Source organism: Elioraea sp. (genome assembly GCF_022842375.1).
Taxonomy (GTDB): Bacteria; Pseudomonadota; Alphaproteobacteria; order Acetobacterales; family Acetobacteraceae; genus Elioraea_A.
Genome location: NZ_JALHPR010000031.1, coordinates 1 through 16,888 on the forward strand (window position 1 = coordinate 1; position 16,888 = coordinate 16,888).

8 protein-coding genes are annotated in these 16,888 nt (G+C 72.9%); 1 reads left to right on the top strand and 7 read right to left on the bottom strand.

Annotated features, from left to right (window positions below; translation table 11 throughout):
* From Q0C38_RS19700 to Q0C38_RS19715, 4 genes are all read right to left on the bottom strand, one after another.
* Positions 1 to 1,056 (bottom strand): serine/threonine-protein kinase (locus Q0C38_RS19700; protein WP_291298838.1); only part of this gene is annotated, 1,056 nt, incomplete at its 3' end.
* Between the two features lie 68 nt (positions 1,057 to 1,124).
* Positions 1,125 to 4,193 carry a CHAT domain-containing protein gene (locus tag Q0C38_RS19705; protein ID WP_291298839.1) on the bottom strand — a complete coding sequence of 1,023 codons (3,069 nt, stop codon included), beginning with the start codon at positions 4,191 to 4,193 and terminating at the stop codon, positions 1,125 to 1,127.
* On the bottom strand, positions 4,190 to 10,816 hold the full coding sequence (locus Q0C38_RS19710; protein ID WP_291298840.1) for a filamentous hemagglutinin N-terminal domain-containing protein: 6,627 nt from the start codon (positions 10,814 to 10,816) through the stop codon (positions 4,190 to 4,192). The genes Q0C38_RS19705 and Q0C38_RS19710 overlap by 4 nt, the downstream gene beginning before the upstream one ends.
* A gap of 191 nt (positions 10,817 to 11,007) precedes the next feature.
* Entirely contained in the window at positions 11,008 to 12,627 is a 1,620-nt protein-coding gene (locus Q0C38_RS19715; protein WP_291298841.1) for a ShlB/FhaC/HecB family hemolysin secretion/activation protein, read from the bottom strand.
* A gap of 270 nt (positions 12,628 to 12,897) precedes the next feature.
* On the opposite strand from Q0C38_RS19715, the gene Q0C38_RS19720 reads away from it, so the two are divergent.
* Positions 12,898 to 14,325 carry an FAD-binding oxidoreductase gene (locus Q0C38_RS19720; protein WP_291298842.1) on the top strand — a complete coding sequence of 476 codons (1,428 nt, stop codon included), beginning with the start codon at positions 12,898 to 12,900 and terminating at the stop codon, positions 14,323 to 14,325.
* Here Q0C38_RS19720 and Q0C38_RS19725 read toward each other — a convergent pair.
* The 3 genes from Q0C38_RS19725 to Q0C38_RS19735 are packed head-to-tail and all read right to left on the bottom strand — an operon-like array spanning position 14,315 to position 16,888.
* Positions 14,315 to 15,211, bottom strand: coding sequence for a hypothetical protein (locus Q0C38_RS19725; protein ID WP_291298843.1), 897 nt, complete (start codon positions 15,209 to 15,211; stop codon positions 14,315 to 14,317). The genes Q0C38_RS19720 and Q0C38_RS19725 overlap by 11 nt on opposite strands.
* On the bottom strand, positions 15,208 to 16,176 hold the full coding sequence (locus Q0C38_RS19730) for an MlaD family protein (protein ID WP_291298844.1): 969 nt from the start codon (positions 16,174 to 16,176) through the stop codon (positions 15,208 to 15,210). The genes Q0C38_RS19725 and Q0C38_RS19730 overlap by 4 nt, the downstream gene beginning before the upstream one ends.
* 10 nt (positions 16,177 to 16,186) lie before the next feature.
* On the bottom strand, positions 16,187 to 16,888 hold the full coding sequence (locus Q0C38_RS19735; protein ID WP_291298845.1) for an ATP-binding cassette domain-containing protein: 702 nt from the start codon (positions 16,886 to 16,888) through the stop codon (positions 16,187 to 16,189).

The following is a 16,888-nucleotide window of genomic DNA, read 5'->3' on the forward strand; positions in this document are numbered from 1 at the left end:
CGGCGGCGGCGGCTGTTCGCCCGGGCGGAGCAACAGGAACGCGGCGATGCCTGCGGCCAGCACCGCGGCGCCGCCGCCGGCGATCAGCCCGACAGGGGCGCCCTTCTTGTGCGGCGCGGCTGCCGCTTGCGGCATCGGCTGGGCGGCCGCAGGTCGCGCGGCGGCGGGTGCAGGGCGTGAGACGACCGTTGCCTCGGCATCGTCACCGCCGAGCAGGCCCAGGAGCGGGTCGGGTGCGTCGCCCTCTTCCATCGCCGAGTCCAGCGCGGCACGGAAGGCCTGGGCGTTCTCGAACCGCTCGCCGGGCCGCTTTGCCATCGCACGGCGAACCACGGCATCGAGCGGCGCCGGAACCTGGCCCGCGATCTCCGACGGGCGCGGCGGCTCGACGTTCAGCACCTTGTGCATGATGGCGGTGAGATTGCCCTCGAACGGCTTGTCGCCGGTCAGCAACTGATAGAGCACCACGCCCGCGGAATAGAGGTCGGTCCGAAGGTCGACGGGCTCGCCGCGGAACTGTTCGGGCGACATGTAGGCCGGCGTGCCGAGGACGGTGCCGGCCTGCGTCATCGTCGAGCTCTCGATGCGCGCGATGCCGAAATCGGCCACCTTCACCTGGCCCGCCTTGGTCAGCATCATGTTGGCGGGCTTGATGTCGCGGTGCACCACGCCCTTCTCGTGGGCGTGGCCGAGCGCGGCGAGCAGCTCGTCCATCACGCGCACGACCTGCGGCAGCGGCAGGCGCTCACCGGCTTCGAGGCGGTTCTTCAACGATCCGCCATCGACATGTTCCATCACGATGTAGGCAAGCTCGCCCTGCTCGCCATAGTCGTAGACGGCAACGATGTTGGGGTGCGAAAGCCGCCCTGCCGCCTGCGCCTCGCGCTTGAACCGCGCGATCTCCTCGGCGGCCTCCGCGTCATGCGCCTCGAGGCGGACGGTCTTGATCGCGACGATGCGGTCGATCACCGGGTCGCGGGCGCGCCAGACGGTGCCGGCGGCGCCCTTGCCGATCGCCTTCTCGATCTCGTACTTGCCGAGACGCTCGAGCTCCATCCGCCACCCGTTCCCGCTGAGGAACTGCCCCTATACCGCGCAACCGGTTAATGCGGAAGGATCGCCCTTCACCCGGCCGGCCTGCCGAAGCGGCCGCCATCGCCGATCATCGCGAAGCCTGCCCAGAAGAACGGATGCGCGAACACGGGCGGCAGCCGCCCGGCACCGGCTTCGGCGATCATGCCGAGCTGAGCATCGCGGAGCGCATCGGCCGCCAGCGCCGTGCCGCCGGCCAGCCTTCGAAGCGTGTCGGCCACGAGGAAGGCCGAAGCCGTATCGTCGACCGACCAGTGGGTGACGATGAGGCCACGCGCACCGGCGAAGAAGAAGGCGCGCGCGAGGCCCGACAGGCTCTCGCCTGCAGCCCCACCAGCCTGCCCGGCAGGCCCGCCCGAGTTGCAGGCCGACAGGATCGCGAGGTCGGCATCCATAGCAAGGCCGAGGATGTCGCTCGCCGTCAGGAACCCGGCCGCGGCACCTGCGCCCGCGGGCGTCGAGGCGAGTATCGCGGGTTCGGAGAGGCAGCGGATCTCAGCCGGGAGCACGGCGTGGGCGGCGAAATGCACGATGCGGTAATCGGCGAGCCTGCGCTGTCGCACCGCATCGGGAACGAAGGCAGCCCCGGTAACGACATCCGAAGTGGGGGCGGCAAGCAGGCGTCGTGCTGCCTCCACCTCCGCCCGCGTGCCGGGCAGCGCGCCGAGCGCGCGCACGGAAGCCGCATCTGTCGCGCAACGGTCAGGCGGGAAGCTCGCCGCCACCTGCTGTGTCGAGGCGGGAACAAAATCGCCGAACCCGAGATAGGGGTTGCGCGCGCGCGATGGTGTCGTGGCGCGGCGAAGGCTGACGAAGCTCTGCACCGAGGGAACATGCGTCACTGCCATCCGCGCGAGCAGCCAGTCAGGTGCGGCACCCGCCGCCGGCGCGGTGACGGGCAGCAGGCCGAAGGGAAGCGACAGCAGCGGGCCCGAGGGAACGACGACCAGGCGGTTGGCTGCCGTCACGCGCGCCTCGACGCCTCCGAACAGCGCACGCCACAGCGCATGTGCGGAGGCCGCGTCGAACTCCGGCACGCGGGGCGCTCCCCCTGGCCCGTCAAAGCGAAGCTCGGTTGACGCGCGGATGCGGCCGACCAGCGCGGCGAGTTCCGCCTCCTTCTGCGTGATCCGCCCGGCAGCGATGCCGCTTCCGTCGAGCAGAAGGAGGTGGCCGCCCGCCGCACCCGGGACGATCAGCGCGAGCGCCTCGCCCGGACCGAGGCGGGCGCGCGCCTCCTCCGCCGTCGTGGTGCCGAGCACGAGCTGCCGGTACCCCGGTGCTGCCGCCTGGACCTCCTCCTCCGCCGCGGCGCGCTGGGCCTGCGCTTCCGCGATCTCACGATCGAGCGCGGCGATGGCACGCGCATCACGCTCGGCCCCGGCGGGTTCCGCCGCTGCATCGCGCTGCGCGAACAGCGCCGACAGCCGCTCCTCTGTGTCCTGCAGGCGCCGGATCGCCGCGCCCACGCCGCTGTCGCCCGAGGACGCGCCGAGCCTGGCGGTCGCCTGCGCGATCAGCCGTGCGGTCAGCCCGCCACGGATCAGCTGTGCCGCCTCGAACATCTCGGCAGCGATCGGTGAAGGGTCGCGCGCCGTGGCGGCTTCCTCGGCCAGCACGTCGAGATAGGGCATCACGGCATCGTCGGAGAGGCCGAGGCGGCGCTCGCGCAGGATGCGCGCACCGTCGCGGAAGGCGGCGAGCGCCTCTGCCCGCTGGCCCGATGCGGCAAGGGCAGCGCCGGCCTGGAACCGGGCGATCGCGACGGGCCGCTCCTCCGGCAGGGCGCGGGAGAACAGGCGCGCACTCTCGCCGAACAGCGTCGCCGCGCGCGGCTGGTCGCCCCGGCTCGACACGGCCTCGCCTTCGGTGCGGGCGGCGCGCGCGACGAGGATGGGGTTGTCGGGCGCGAATGTGCGGACGAGGCCGCGCACCTCGCGCGAGACTGCCTCGGCTTCCGCCGCGCGGCCCTGGCGCCGCAGGATGATCGCGGTGTAGCGGCGCGCCTCGGCGTAGGCAGCGATCGTCTCGAGCATGATCGGGTTGGCGAGCAGCGACCGGTCCGCCGCCGCTGCCTCGGCCAGTGCCACGGAGGCTGAGGCCCGCGGCCCGCCCTCACGGCTTGCCAGCACTCCTGGCGGCAACTGTGCGGCAAACCCCGCGGTCGCGCGCGTGATGAGCCGCTCGGCCTCGGCGAGGTTGCGCTGGTTGCCCGCATGCATCGCCCGATAGTGCAGGAGCCGTGGTGCGAGCAGGCCATCGGCCGAACGCGGGGCCTGCGCCGCGGCGCGCGCGAACAGCGCATCGGCCTCGAGCATCCGCCCCTGGTTCGAGAGCTGGAGTGCTAGCGCCATCGCGGCCGTCGCCCCGCCGGGGTTGTCGGGGCCGAGCACCCGCTCATGCAGCGCAAGTGCCGCGCGATAGGCATTCTCGGCGGCTGCGAAATTCTCGACGCGGTTGAGCTCCGAGCCGAGCCGCATCAGGTCCTCGAAGCGACCGATATCGGTCGAGGTGAAGCTTTCGGTGGCGAGACGGTTGGCGACGAGGGCGAGTGCGGCCGATCGTGAGCCTGCCGTCTCGGGCACCGATGCGCCGCCGAGCACCGCGGCGGCTCCCTCGATCGCGGGCAGGGCAGGGAGCACGCCATCGGCCATCACCACGCCGGCGGAGGTGCGCGCGAGCACCGCGAGATGCGGCCAGCCGCCCGCCCGGCGCGTGCACTCGAACAGCAGCGCCTGGTCACCACCCAGGATGGTGGTCTGGCGTGGTGTGCCGCAGGAGGCGCGGCTGTCGAGGCCACGGCGCCAGGCACCGTCGGCGGCGAGCGCGGCGAGATCACCGCCCGGCGCGAGGAAGAGCCGCGCCGAGGGCTGCTGCCAGCCGCCGCAGAAGAGCTCGAAGCCACGGGCACCCTCTGGGTCGCCCTCGCGGTGGCGGGCGGGCTGGATCACGCAGGCCTCGCCCTGCGCATTCAGCCCGACAGGGCGCGAGGCGGCGGCAACGGGGCCGCGCCCGCCCGTGACATAGGCCTCTGGCGGCGGCGTGTCGCAGCCCGCGAGAAATGCGGCGAGACCGAGCGCTGCCAGCCGGACGATGCTCAAGGATCCTCGTCCGCCACGTCGGAGAGCGGCAGGTCGATGTCATCGCCGACGCGATCGGCGGTCAGCACCGGGAAGTCGCGCGGCTGCGTGCTGACGAAACTGATGGTGGTGGGGAAATTCAGGCAGTTCGGGCTGCTGACGGGGCAGTTGTTCAGCCGCGCGGTGGCCGAGGCGTCGGTCGTGCGGCCGAGGCTTGCCGCGTTCGGGCCGCAGACGCCGTTGACGCAGCCCGAGAGGTCGGTCGCACCGCGCAGGATGACGAGGCCGAGGCGAGCGACGTTGATCGTGCCCGTTGCCGTGCCACGGTCGACGATGATGAACAGCGCCGAGGAGGGAGCGACGAGATTGCCGAGCCCGATCGGGTTCGCGGTCTGGCCGAGGGGGGCGGTGAAGCGCTCGATCTGGGTGAACTGCGCGGCGTCGGGCAGGCCGCCGACATCGCCGCGCACGCGCGAGGCATCCGTCAGCTCGCCCGACGCGCGCGAGGACACCACGACGGTCGGCCTGTTGCCGGGGCTGAGCGGGTTCACGCGCGTCGTGCCAGTGAACTCGACGGGGCCCGACGCGGCGAACACGACGTGGTCACGCGCCAGGTAGGTGCCCCCCGTGACCGAAAGGGCCGGGCCGCCGCTGCCCGCGCGCAGGTCGATCAGCGGTGCGGAGAGCGTCTGGTCGCCGACCGAGAGGGCACCATCGGCGAACAGCAGGATTCCCGGGGCGTTGCTGGTGGTGATGTCCGCCCCGACCGCGATCGCGCCGCCGCCCTGGGTGGTGACCGTGACCGCGCCGCTGCCGCCATCGACAGCGCCGGCGATCGCGAGGTCGGCGGCATTGACGAGGGTGAAGCCGCCGCCGCCCGTGTTCGTCCAGCCTGCCAGCGTGGCGATCGTGTTGCCGCTGGACCCGAACACGGCGCCGCCGTTCGACGTGCCGGCGAGGGTCGCCGCGGCAAGCCCGCCCGTGGCCGTCTGGCTGATCGCGCCGTCGACCGCGAGGACGAGCGCGCCTGCCGTCTCGACGCGCCCGTCGACCACCAGCGGGCCGGTGCTGCGAAGGCCGATGCGGCCCCCCGCGGCATCGCTCACGGCGCCGAGCGAGGCGATGGCGTTGTTGGCCTGCTCGAGCGTGATACCGCCGGCGGCCGACGCCTCGAGACGCGCGGCCGAGATCGCGTCGTTCTGGGTGATCGTGCCGCCGGAGGAGAGGGTCAGCGTACCGTTGGCCGCGACGGCGCCGTCGAGCACGAGCGGTGCGGCGGTGGCGAGCCGAACATCGCCGGCCGACGCGCTGACGGGGCCGAAGGCGTCGATCGTGTTCGTGGCGGAGAACAGAGAGACGCCGCCGGGCGCGGTGGCCGTGACGCGCGGGGCGGTGATGCTGCCGGCCGCACCCTGGGTGATCGACACCGACGAAGCGAGGTCGAGCCTGGCGGCGAGCGTGACGGCGCCGTCGAGTGCGAGAGCCGTCGTCGTGGCGAGCGCGAGCCCGCCCGCGCCGTCATTCCATTCGCCGAGGCCACGGATCGCGTTGGTGCCGCTGACGAGCGTCGTGCTGCCGATCGCCGACCCGGTGAGTGCCGCGGTGGCGATGGTGGTCCCGCCCGCCTGCGCCAGGGTGCCGCCGACGGTCAGGGAGAGGGGGCCTGCGAGGGTTACGTCGCCGGTGATCGAGAGCGGGCCTGCGCTGCGCATCGCGAACCCGCCGGTGCCGTCGGTCCACGGCCCGAGTGCGGCGATGGGATGTGCCGTGGTGCCGAGGTCGCTGCCGCCGATGGCGCTGCCGGTCAGCACGGCGGCGGTGAGCGTCGTGCCGGCACCGGCCGTGATCGCGCCGCCGGAGGCAAGCGAGAGAGCGCCCAGGGTCGAGATCGCGCCGTCGAGCGCGAGCGGGCCGGTCGTTCCGAGTGCGAGCCCACTCGTCGCGGAGAACTGGCCGAGCGTGCCGATGCTGTTGGCTGCGTCCGCGAGTGCGAGGTTGCCTGCGCTGCCGGTCAGCCGCGCGGCGGTGAGCGTGCCGGCGCCGGTCTGCGTCACCGCGCTGCCGGCGGTGAGGCTGAGCGTTCCGCCCGCTGCGGTCACGGGGGCCTGGATCGCCATCGTCGTGCCTGAGGCGAGCGTCACTGCGCTGCCCTGCACGCCGGCCTGGATCGACAGCGGGCCCGAGGTGGCGAGGCTGACGGGGCCGGTGGCAGCGGTCGCGCCATCGATCACGGCGAGGGAGTTCGTGGTGTTGCCGAGGGCGATGGCCCCGCCTGCGGTCGCTCGCAGCCGCGAGGCGGAAAGGCTGCTGCCCTGCGTGATCGCACCGCCCGACACCAGGTCGAGCAGGCCCGCGCGCCCGATGACGTTGGTCGCACCCGTCACGGTGATCGGGCCGGAGGTTGCATTGCCGATGCGCAGCGTTCCGGTTCCGGCATCGACGCGCGCAAGCTGCACCTGGCCGAGCACGAGGCCGCCGCCGCCGCCGCCGAGCGCGATCGCGCTGCCCGGCGTGCGGGGAACGATGCTGACCAAGCCGTTGGTCGCGCGGAGCGCGCCGGCGACGTTGAGCGCATCGGTCGTGATCGCCAGCGTTCGCCCGGTGCCCGCGGCAAGCGTGCCGCTGGCCGAGAGGCTCGGCGTGGTGATCGTCGCGTCGCGCCCGGCGGTCACGCCGGCGAGCGAGGCGAGGGTCGTCGCGGTGATGGCGACATCGCGGCTGGCCCCGATCGTGCCGGATGCGGACAGGTCCGGGGCCGAGATCGTCACGTCGTTTCCGGCGGTCACGCCGGCGAGCGAGGCGAGGGTCGTCGCGGTGATGGCGACATTGCGGCTGGCCCCGATCGTGCCGGATGCGGACAGGTCCGGGGCCGAGATCGTCGCGTCGCGCCCGGCGGTCACGCCGGCGAGCGAGGCGAGGGTCGTCGCGGTGATGGCGACATCGCGGCTGGCCCCGATCGTGCCGGATGCGGACAGGTCTGGGGCCGAGATCGTCACGTCGTTTACGGCGGTCACGTCGGCGAGGGAGGCGAGGGTCGTCGCGGTGATGGCGACATCGCCATCGGCGGCGATCGTGCCGGTTGCCGAGATCGTGGCGCCCGACAGCGTCACGTCACCATCGGCTGCGCTGATCCCTGCGAGGGTGAGCGACGTGCCGGTGACGGTGACGTCGCCCACCGCGGCGGTGACGGTGCCCGTGGTCACGCCGTCCCCGGTGATGGTGACCGGCCCGCCGCTCGATGAGACGCCGGCGGTGGTGATGGTGCCCGTCGTCGCGGTGATGGAGACGCCGTCGAAGCCGCTCGCTGGACCAGCGAGGGCAACGTCCATGTCGCCCGTGACGGTGAGCGTGCCGCTTGACGCGGTGACACCCTGTGCCGTGACGCTGCCAGCCGTCGCTGTCACCGTCGCATTGGTTTCGGCGGAGACGTTGCCCGACAGCGCCACGCCGGCCTGCCCCGTGACCGTGACGGCGCCGCCCGAGGAGGTCGCGCCAGCGGCAGCGACCTGGCCCGCAGTGGCGGTGATCGTGACACCGCTCGCACCCGAGGCAGTGCCTGAGAGGGTGACGTTGTTCGCCGCCGTGATCGAGACAGGCCCCCCGAGGGCGGAGACGGAGGCCGCGGCGATGCTGCCGCCGCTGGACGCGAGCGTCACGCCATCGAAACCGCTGACGAGGGCACCGAGCGACACGCCATTCGCGCCGCTGATCGATGCGACGCCGCCGGTCGCCGTGACGGGGGCGTCGACGGTGGTCGTCAGCGTGCCGCCGCTGCTCGCGAGCGTCACCGTGCTGCCCGTGACGGCACCGGTGACGGAGAGGCCGGCGGCACTCGACACGACGACGGGGCCGCCAGAAGCGGTTGCGCCTGCAAGCGTCGCGAAGCTGTTGTCGGTGCGGTTGAGTGTCAGCCCGTCGGACCCGGCGGAGGCCGTGACGCTCGAGGCTGTGATGCCGGCGCTCTGGCTCAGCCCGGCGCCCGCCTGGAAGCTCGCGCTGCCAGGCACCACCACCGGTCCGCCGACGTCGAGCGCGCCAATGGTCCGGAAGGCGAAGCTGCCGCCGCCCGCGGCGATCGTCGCCCCGGCAAGCACTGGCACGGTGTTGGCTGCCGTCGCCAGCGCGATGGCGGACCCTGTGCCGGTGACGGAGACGGTGACGGAGGGTGCGGTGATCGTTCCGGCAGCGGTCTGGGTTATGGATCCCTCGGCGGCGAGCGTGACGCCGCCCGTCGCACCAACCGGGGCGCGGAGCGCGATGCCGCCGGCGGTGTTGCCGAGGGAGAGCGTTCCTGCCGCCGTCACCGCGCCATCGACCGCGAGGCCGTCGGGCGCGGGGGCCTTCGTGACGAGGTTGAACGCCCCGGCCGTCGTCGTCGAGGCGAGGAGCGTGCCGACGGCGTTCTGCGAGTCATTCAGCGTCACGCTCGACCCGGACGCGGCGAGCCGCGCGACGGTCAGCGGGCCCTGCTGCGTCACCGCCCCGCCTGAGCGGAGGTCGAGCGTCGTGGCGCGCGGCGAGGCGATGGTGAGGCCGCTGGCCAGGGTGATCGCGCCGGTTGCCGCGCCGTTGCCGACCTGGAGCGTTCCGGTGCCGGTCGAAACCCGTGCGAGCAGGGCGGCGTCGACGAGGAAGGCGCCACCGGCCCCGACGACGTTGCCCACCGCCATCGCCCGCCCCGCGGTGAACGGCGCGAGGGCAACCCTGCCGCCAGTTGCTCTGACGTTGCCGGTGAGCGTGAGGCTGTCGGCGGTGAGCGAGGCGGTGCGGCCGGCGCCGGCGGTCAGGGCAGCGGCGGTGAGCGCCGGTGCGGCGAGCGTGAGATCGCCCGCCGTCGTCACGCTCGGCTCGATCGTCAGCGGCACGCTGCTCGCGAGGCTGATGCTCCCTGTGCTGGAGAGCGTGGTGACGAGGGGAATGGCGTTGCCGGCGTTGTTGAGCGTGATCCCGTCAGGGCCGGTAACCTGCAGGCTCGCGACCGAGATCGTTCCGGCGGTGGACTGCGAGACCGACGCACCGGTGCCGGTGGTCAGCACGAGTCCGCCCGCGGGAGCGGTGATGGCCGCGTTGACGGCGATGTCGTTCGTCGCCAGCAGCGTCAGCGTTGTCGCGGCGGACCAGCTGACGGGCTGCAAGACAGTGATCCGCCCCGAGCCCGAACCGTCGACCGCCGTTGTCAGCGTGACGTTGTTCAGCCCCAGCGCCTGGGCGAGATCGGCGGCGCTGAGCTGCACGCCAGCGACGTCCTGTCCTGGCACGAGGACGCCGTTCTCGAAGGTGGCGCCGCTCGTCTCGTTCGTGATGTCGATGCTGATCGGGTCGAGCAGCCACTGGCCCATCGCTCCGCGCGGGGCGGAGGTGTCGATGCGCGCGCCGATGAGCGAGACGGTGCGCACGCCGGAGGTCTCGACGAAGCCACCGTTGCCGCCCTGGGGGCCGCCGCGCGCGGTGAGCGTGCCGTGGATGAAGGCGGTGTCGTCGGCCCACACCACCACCGTGCCGCCGTTGCCCGCGGCCGTGGCATCGGCGCGGATGCTCGCGCCCTGCGCGACGCTGGCACGCTCAGCCCGTGGCGTCGGGCCAGTGCCCTGCACGCCGCCGCCGACCAGGACCTGGCCGCCGCCGGAACCGCCTGAAGCATCAATCCGCGCGCCCTGGCCAACGGTCACCTGACGCCCCGTCACCGTCACCGCGCCGCCGCGCGCCGTGGCGGAAGTGACGTCGACCGTCCCGCTGACACGCGCCTCGCCGCCGCGCGCGGCAACCGCGACGCGCCCGCCCTCGCGCGCGGTGATCGTGCCGCCGGCCTCGACGAGGGATTGCACGAGCTGGCCCGCGGCCTCGGCCGTGATCAGCACCGTGCCGCCCTCGGCCGCAATGGTGCCGCTGTTCGACGCAGCCGGGCCACCGGTCGCCGTCGTCGGCCGCCGCACTTCGAGCGAGAGCAGCCCATCGCCGTGCAGGTCGAGCGCATAGGTCTCGGCCCCACCGATCACGACGCGGCCGAGCTTCGCCTCGATCGTGCCGCGGTTGGCGGCCTGTGGTGCCACGAGCGCCGCGAGCCCGCCCTGGGCAACGGTGATGCGGCCCTCGTTGGTCACCTGCGCGCCCGGCCGCGGCGCCTGGTCGAACACCATGCGGCCGGCCATGAAGTTCTCGTTCGAGATGTTCGCCGCCGACGCCACGAGGGCGCCGACATCGACGCGCGCCGTCGGCGTGAACACGATGCCCGACTGGTTGACGATCGCGACCTGGCCGTTGGCGCTGATCCGCCCCGCGATCACGGAGGCATCGGGGCCGGTGACGCGGTTGAGCGCGATCGCCGCGGCATTGGGCTGCTGGAACTGCACATGCCCGCCCTGGCCGACGGAGAAGCTGTTCCAGTCGATCGCGGTGCGCTGCGTCGTCTGCGTGATCACGCGCGTCGCGGCATCGGGGGCGGCGATGGTGGCCGAGCCCGCGACGACGCGCCCGCCCGTCGGCATCGTTGGAGGCTGGGGAGGGAGCGGTTGTGCAGGTGTCGGCGCCTGAGCGTGCGCGGGGCCGAGCAGCGCGGCCGTGGCGACGGAGGCGAGCAGCACCGCGCGCATCGCCCGCGCGGCATGGCCGTCACCACCGTCAGCGCCGTCTCCGGCCCGTGCCACGCGCCCCTCCTTGCCCCGGTGCAGTGCGCCCTGCGTGTTCGCCGCAGGGGCGGGTTAACGAAGCGTTAGGAAACCATTGCGGGCGTTCCCGCGCAAGGAACGCAATCGCGGGAAGTGATCCGTGTCACGTCGTTCGGCACATCCGTATGGCGGCGACCACGCGGGTGTCGGTGCGCCGCCTGCAGGCGTGCTCAGAACCGTACCAGCAGACGCCAGTAGCCGGCCCAGCGCTTCAGCTCCTCGTCGGGGTCGCCGGTGCGCTGGGGGTCGAGCGTCAGGCGCCGCGCGGCTTCGAACGCGCCCTGCACGCTGTCGGTGAAGGTGACGCGCAGGCCGCCGCCGAACGAGGCGATGCGGCGGTTGATGTCGTCTGGCTGCACCTCGAAGGCCTGGCCGAGATCGTAGAACCCGTAGAGCTGGTAGCCGATCGGCCGCGTCGCATCCGGCAGGGCGGCATCGGCGAGGCTGGTGAACTGCAGCTCGATGCTGCCCGCGATCGCGCGGTCACCGGTGATCTCGCCGTTGTAGAAGCCGCGGCCAAAGCGCGTGCCGCCGAAGAAGAACTTCTCCGAGGGCGGCAGGATGTCATCGGTCCACTGCGCGCCGAGCGTGCCCTGGAGCGCGAAGCTGCTCGCCTCGCCGAAGCTGAGCAGCGTCTGGGTCCGCGAGAGCTCTCCCGAGATCTTGAGAAAGTCGACCACGCTGCCCTGCCGGCCGGGCAACGGGTTGTCGTTCCGCTTCGCCCCGAGCCCGGCGACGCCGCGGCTGATGCGGATCGACGCCGAATTGGTGGCAGACCGGCTGGCACCGGCGAGCGTGTCGAGCAGCACGCCATCGAACCCGCCGCGGAAGATCCTGAGCTGGTCGTCGCTCACCCGCTCCGGGTTGTCCTCGCCCACCTCGACCTTGTTGTCATAGCCGTCGAAGGCGCCGACGGCGAACAGGCTGTAGGCGCGCCGGCGAAGGATGGGATAGGTCAGCGCCGCGCCGAACACGCGCGTGGCACCGGCATAGCCGAGCTGGCGAAGCTCCTCCGACGGGCCTGAGTCGCCGCCGCCGAAATAGGCGCGGAGCTTGAGCCCGCTGCCGCCGAGGAAGGTCTCGAACCCGGCCTGGCCGAAGCGAAGGGTGCCGCCGGAGGAGTAGTAGGCCAGCGCCTCCGTCCTCTCGCCCCAGGAAGTGAAGCTGTTCAGCCCGAATACGCCGATCGCCTGCTCGGGGCCGGAGAAGCGCGGGCCGCGGTTGTCGGCCGTGAGGAACCCGTCATAGGCGGACCGCGTGACCTGCGCGACGAGCTGCAGCGCGCCGGGCTCGCCATTGGCGGGGCGGAGCACGGCGCGCACCGAGATGCCGGGAATGTCCTGCACCAGCAGCAGGTGCCGTTCGAGCGTGGCGATGTCGATCGGCTTGTGTGCGGTCAGCCGGTTCAGGAAGCGCAGCACCTGCACCCCCGCAGGCCCGACGTCACCGTCGAGCAGAACCTCGGCGATATGGCCTTCGGTGACCTGGAGCGTCAGCGCCGCGCCCGCTTGCCCGGGATCGAGCACGGCGCGGACGGCGCTGAACACATAGCCTTCCGCCCGGTAGAGGGCGAGCAGCCTGTCGCGCGCGCTGGTGATGCGCGCGACGGGAACGGCAGGGCCGGTCAGCCCCTCGAGGAAGGGGGCGAGGCGGGAGGCGCTGAACACCGTCGCCCCGGCGATCGAGGCAGCAGCGACGGCGACCACCCCGGCAGGCTCGGCCGGCAGGGCGCCCGGGGCGGCGGGCGATGCCTCGGGCGCAACGCCTGGCAGCGCCGGGGTCGGCAGCATGCGCTGCACGGGCGATCCCGGCGGGGCGGCTAGCGGGGCCTGGGCCATGGCATGACGATCGCCGCCCGCCACGCCCCCCAAGGACGCGACCGCGACCAGAAGCGCCAGGTGATGCCGGATTCGAACCGCGATGCCCATGCTTCTCCGTCGTTGCCGCCCCCACGGCGAGAGGACAATGGCCAATGGGGCGCGCCACGCCAAGTGCCCGATGGCCGATCGGTGCACGGGCGCGTAACATCGTGGCACCCGCAACACGCTCCGGACGCATCCATGGCCGCTGCCCCCGTGATTCCGCTCGACCCCGCGCGCCGAGATGCCGCGATCGCCCGCCTGCGCCCGCTGTTCGGCGAGCGGCTGTCGACCGCCGCGGCGGTGCGCGAGCAGCATGGGCGTGACGAATCGTGGCACGCGCCCGCCCCGCCCGATGCCGTCGTGTTCGCGGAATCGGTGTCTGACGTGCAGGCGGTGGTGCTGGTCTGCGCAGCCGAAGGCGTGCCGGTGATCCCGTTCGGCACGGGAACGAGCCTCGAGGGGCATGTCGCCGCGCTCCGGGGCGGCATCAGCCTCGATGTGTCGCGGATGAACCGCATCCTCCGCCTCTCGCCGGAGGACATGGACGTGACGGTCGAGCCTGGCGTGACGCGGAAGGCGCTGAACGCGCATCTGCGCGACCAGGGGCTGTTCTTCCCGATCGACCCCGGCGCCGATGCCTCGCTCGGCGGCATGGCGTCCACCCGCGCCTCGGGCACCAACGCCGTGCGCTACGGCACGATGCGCGAGGCGGTGCTGTCGCTCGAGGTGGTGCTGGCCGACGGGCGGCTGATCCGCACCGCCAGGCGAGCGCGGAAATCCTCCTCCGGCTATGACCTCACGCGGCTCTTCGTCGGCTCGGAGGGAACGCTCGGCGTGATCGTCTCGGTCACGCTCAGGCTGCACGGCATCCCCGAGCGCATCGCCTCCGCGGTGTGTTCCTTCGCCGACATCGGCGGGGCGGTGGCGGCGACGATCGAGGCGATCCAGGCGCAGGTGCCGCTCGCGCGGATCGAGCTGCTCGACGAGGTGCAGATGGATGCCTGCAACCGCTTCTCGAAGCTCGACTACCCGGTGGCGCCGACGCTGTTCCTCGAGTTCCACGGCAGCGACGCCGCGGTCGAGGAGCAGATCGCCACCGTCGAGGCGATCGCCGCCCATCACGGTGGCGGATCGTTCCGCTTCGCCCATGCCGCCGAGGAACGGAGCGCACTGTGGCAAGCGCGGCACGAGGCCTACTACGCGGCACTGGCGCTGCGCCCCGGTGCGAAGGGCTGGCCGACCGATGTGTGCGTGCCGATCTCAAGGCTCGCCGAATGCGTGCTCGCCACCAAGGCCGACCTTGCCGCGAACGGGCTGCTTGCACCGCTGGTCGGGCATGTGGGCGACGGCAATTTCCACCTCGTCTTCCTCGTCGACCCCGACAACGAGGCAGAGCTCGCGGCGGCGGCGGCGGCGAATGACAGGCTGGTGATGCGCGCGCTGGACATGGACGGCACCTGCTCTGGCGAGCATGGCGTCGGCTATGGGAAAATGCCGTTCCTGCTCGCCGAGCATGGCGAGGCGCTGGCGGTGATGGGGGCGGTCAAGCGTGCGCTCGACCCCGCCGGCATCATGAACCCTGGCAAGATCGTGCCGCTTTCGCCCTCCTGGCCGCTCAACGGGTGAGGGGGGCGGGGGCTCTCAACGCCTGATCGGCGGCGAGCGCTGTCAGTGCCTCGCGTGCCCCTCGGGCAAGTGCCGCATCCCCTGCCGCACGCCCGGCCGCCTCGGCGGCGGTGAGCCAGGTGCGGGCATCGCGTGCGTTGCCCTCCGCCGCCGCACTCCGCCCGGCGCGCAGCCAGAGATCACCTGCCGCACGGCCATCCCCCATTGCGCGCGCGGCTTCTGCTTCCAGCGCCAGCGCGCGCGCCATGCCTGGATAGTCGCGCACCTCCTGGCGCGCGGCGGCAGCGGCGGCGAAGCGTGCGCGGGCCGATGTCGTGTCTCCACTGAACAGTGCGCGTCGGCCATCGAGTTCGGCGCGGTCGGCCCTGCTGTCGAAGTCCGGTCCGTCGGGGATTGCGGCCCGGGCGGTATCAAGTGCGGCAGCATCGCGCGCATCGGCAGCGACCAGGCCCTCGATGAAGCGGGCGCGGGGTGCGCCGTCACCGGTCGTGATCGCCCGGGTGAGGGTGACGGCACCCGCCCCGTTGCCGAGGCGCCAGAGGGCAGCGGCTTCGGCGAGCGTCAGCGCATCGGGAATGGCGGCCCCACGGCGGGCAAGGTCAGCGCGCGCCTGTGCTGCCGTCGCGCGCGCCGGCTCGCTCTGCCCGAGGCGAAGCTGGGCGGCGGCAAGCCCCGTCGCATTGTCGGCGATCGGGCCCGCCTCGTCGCGCGCATAGGCACGCGTCAGCGCCTGCTGGAACAGCTCCGACGCCTGCTCGGGCCTGTCCTGCCGCCAGGCGAGCAGGGCCGCGCGGGACAGGCGATCGAGCGTGGGGTCAGGCGGATCTGGCGGGATCGTGCCGCCGCAGGCAGCGAGCACGACAAGAAGGGGAAGGGCGCGCCTCATGGCCGCACCTCCGTCGGCGGCACGCGGGTGGGTTCGGGCGCGCCCCTGCCGCCGCCGAGGATCGGGTTGGCGCGAAGTGCGACGAGCAGGCGTTCGAGCTCGAGCGAGGCCTGCTGTACCTGCGTCAGCAGCCCCGGCAGCACCGCGGTGGCGGAGGCAACGTCGCGCGCGATCCGCGGGGCCTGCGGCGTGGCACGGGCAAGATCCGCGCTCGCGCTCCTGACATTGGCGAGCGCTGCCTCGGCCGTCGAGAGAAGGCCGGGAAGCCCCTCGGCGGCCGTGCCGGCGGAGGCGACGACGCGGCGCACATCGGCCACCGCCGCGTTCGCCTCAGCCAGCGTGCGGTCAAGCTGTGCGGCGGCGGTCTCGAGTTCGCGCGCGAGCGTATCGTCGGCCAGCAGCCGCCCGACCGTTCCCTGGCCCTCGGCGAGGCGATCGACGACCACGGCGCTCGCCTTGGTGATGCGCGCAAGGTCATCGACCATCGGCACGAGCTTGGCGCGGAGCTCCTCGATCAGCTGGCCGATCGTCTCGGTCGGGGCCTGCTCGCGCGTGACCTCGAGCACGGCGTAGTCCCAGTCGAGCATCTCGCCGGTGCCGCGCGTGATCTCGAGGAACGAGGCCCCGGCGACGCCGAACTGGCGGCGGATGAACACGCGGCTGTCGCGGCGGACGAAGGTGTCCATCCCCTGGCTCAGCCGCACCTGGGCGTAGAGTTGCTGGCGCGGATCGATCACGATCCGCCGCACATCGCCCGCGCGCGTTCCGAGCACCTCGACCGACGCGCCGGCCGAGAGGCCCGACGTCCCCTCGGGCGGCAGCACGACACGCAGCGTCAGCGCAGGCGTGAGCAGCGGGCCGAGCACGCCGGCCTGGAGCACGGCGCCGACGAAGACAGCGATCGCGGCGAGCACGAGCCCACCGACCCATTCGTTGACATGGCGCATCGAGGCGGGCCCGCTCATGGAAGCTTGCTCATGGCGCGCGCACGCCGATGGGCAGCAGCATGCCGTGCATCAAGCGCAGCCGCTCCGTCACCGGCACGGAGCGGTCAAGCGCGACGGCATTGCCCTGCGTGAGCCACAGCACCGCGCCGCCGCGGTCGCGCACGGCGCGGATCGCCGCCATCAGGATGCGCAACAGGTCCTCGCCACCTTCGGCCGTCGGCTCCTCGAGGATGACGAGGGAGGGCTCGTTCAGGAAGGCGCGGGCAAGCCCCGCGCGGTGCAGGTCGGCCGCCGACATGTCGTCTGCCAGCGCCGTCGGCAGGCCAGGCAGGCCGAACGTGCTGGCAAGCCGCGCCGCCTCGTCCCTCAGCGCCCGGCGCGATCGCCCGGTGTGGTAGAGTGGTGCGAGCAGGATGTTGTCGGCGACCGGGAGATCGGGGATCCAGGCGCCTGCGGCGAAGAGCCGCCCGATCCGTCCGCGCATCGCCCCGGCATGCTCGGACGCGACCTCCGCCCAGTCACGGCCCTGGAACAGCACGCGGCCTTCGGCCGCGCGGTTGAGGCCGACGGCCGCGTCGGCGAAGGCGCGGCGTCGGCGCGGCCCGCGCATGTCGGCGAGAACGAGGCTGCCCGGCATGAGGGTGACGGTGACCGGCGCGGTGAGTCCGCCGGCCGGCTCGATCGCGAGCCGGGCCTCGATGAACGAGAGCACGGGTGTCCCTGTGTCCAT

Excerpts from the sequence above, each read along its gene's own strand:
- Q0C38_RS19715 (WP_291298841.1), bottom strand. The coding sequence starts at position 12,627 with ATGCTGCCGACCCCGGCGCTGCCAGGCGTTGCGCCCGAGGCATCGCCC.
- Q0C38_RS19720 (WP_291298842.1), top strand. The coding sequence starts at position 12,898 with ATGGCCGCTGCCCCCGTGATTCCGCTCGACCCCGCGCGCCGAGATGCC.
- Q0C38_RS19725 (WP_291298843.1), bottom strand. The coding sequence starts at position 15,211 with ATGAGGCGCGCCCTTCCCCTTCTTGTCGTGCTCGCTGCCTGCGGCGGC.
- Q0C38_RS19730 (WP_291298844.1), bottom strand. The coding sequence starts at position 16,176 with ATGAGCGGGCCCGCCTCGATGCGCCATGTCAACGAATGGGTCGGTGGG.
- Q0C38_RS19735 (WP_291298845.1), bottom strand. The coding sequence starts at position 16,888 with ATGGACACAGGGACACCCGTGCTCTCGTTCATCGAGGCCCGGCTCGCG.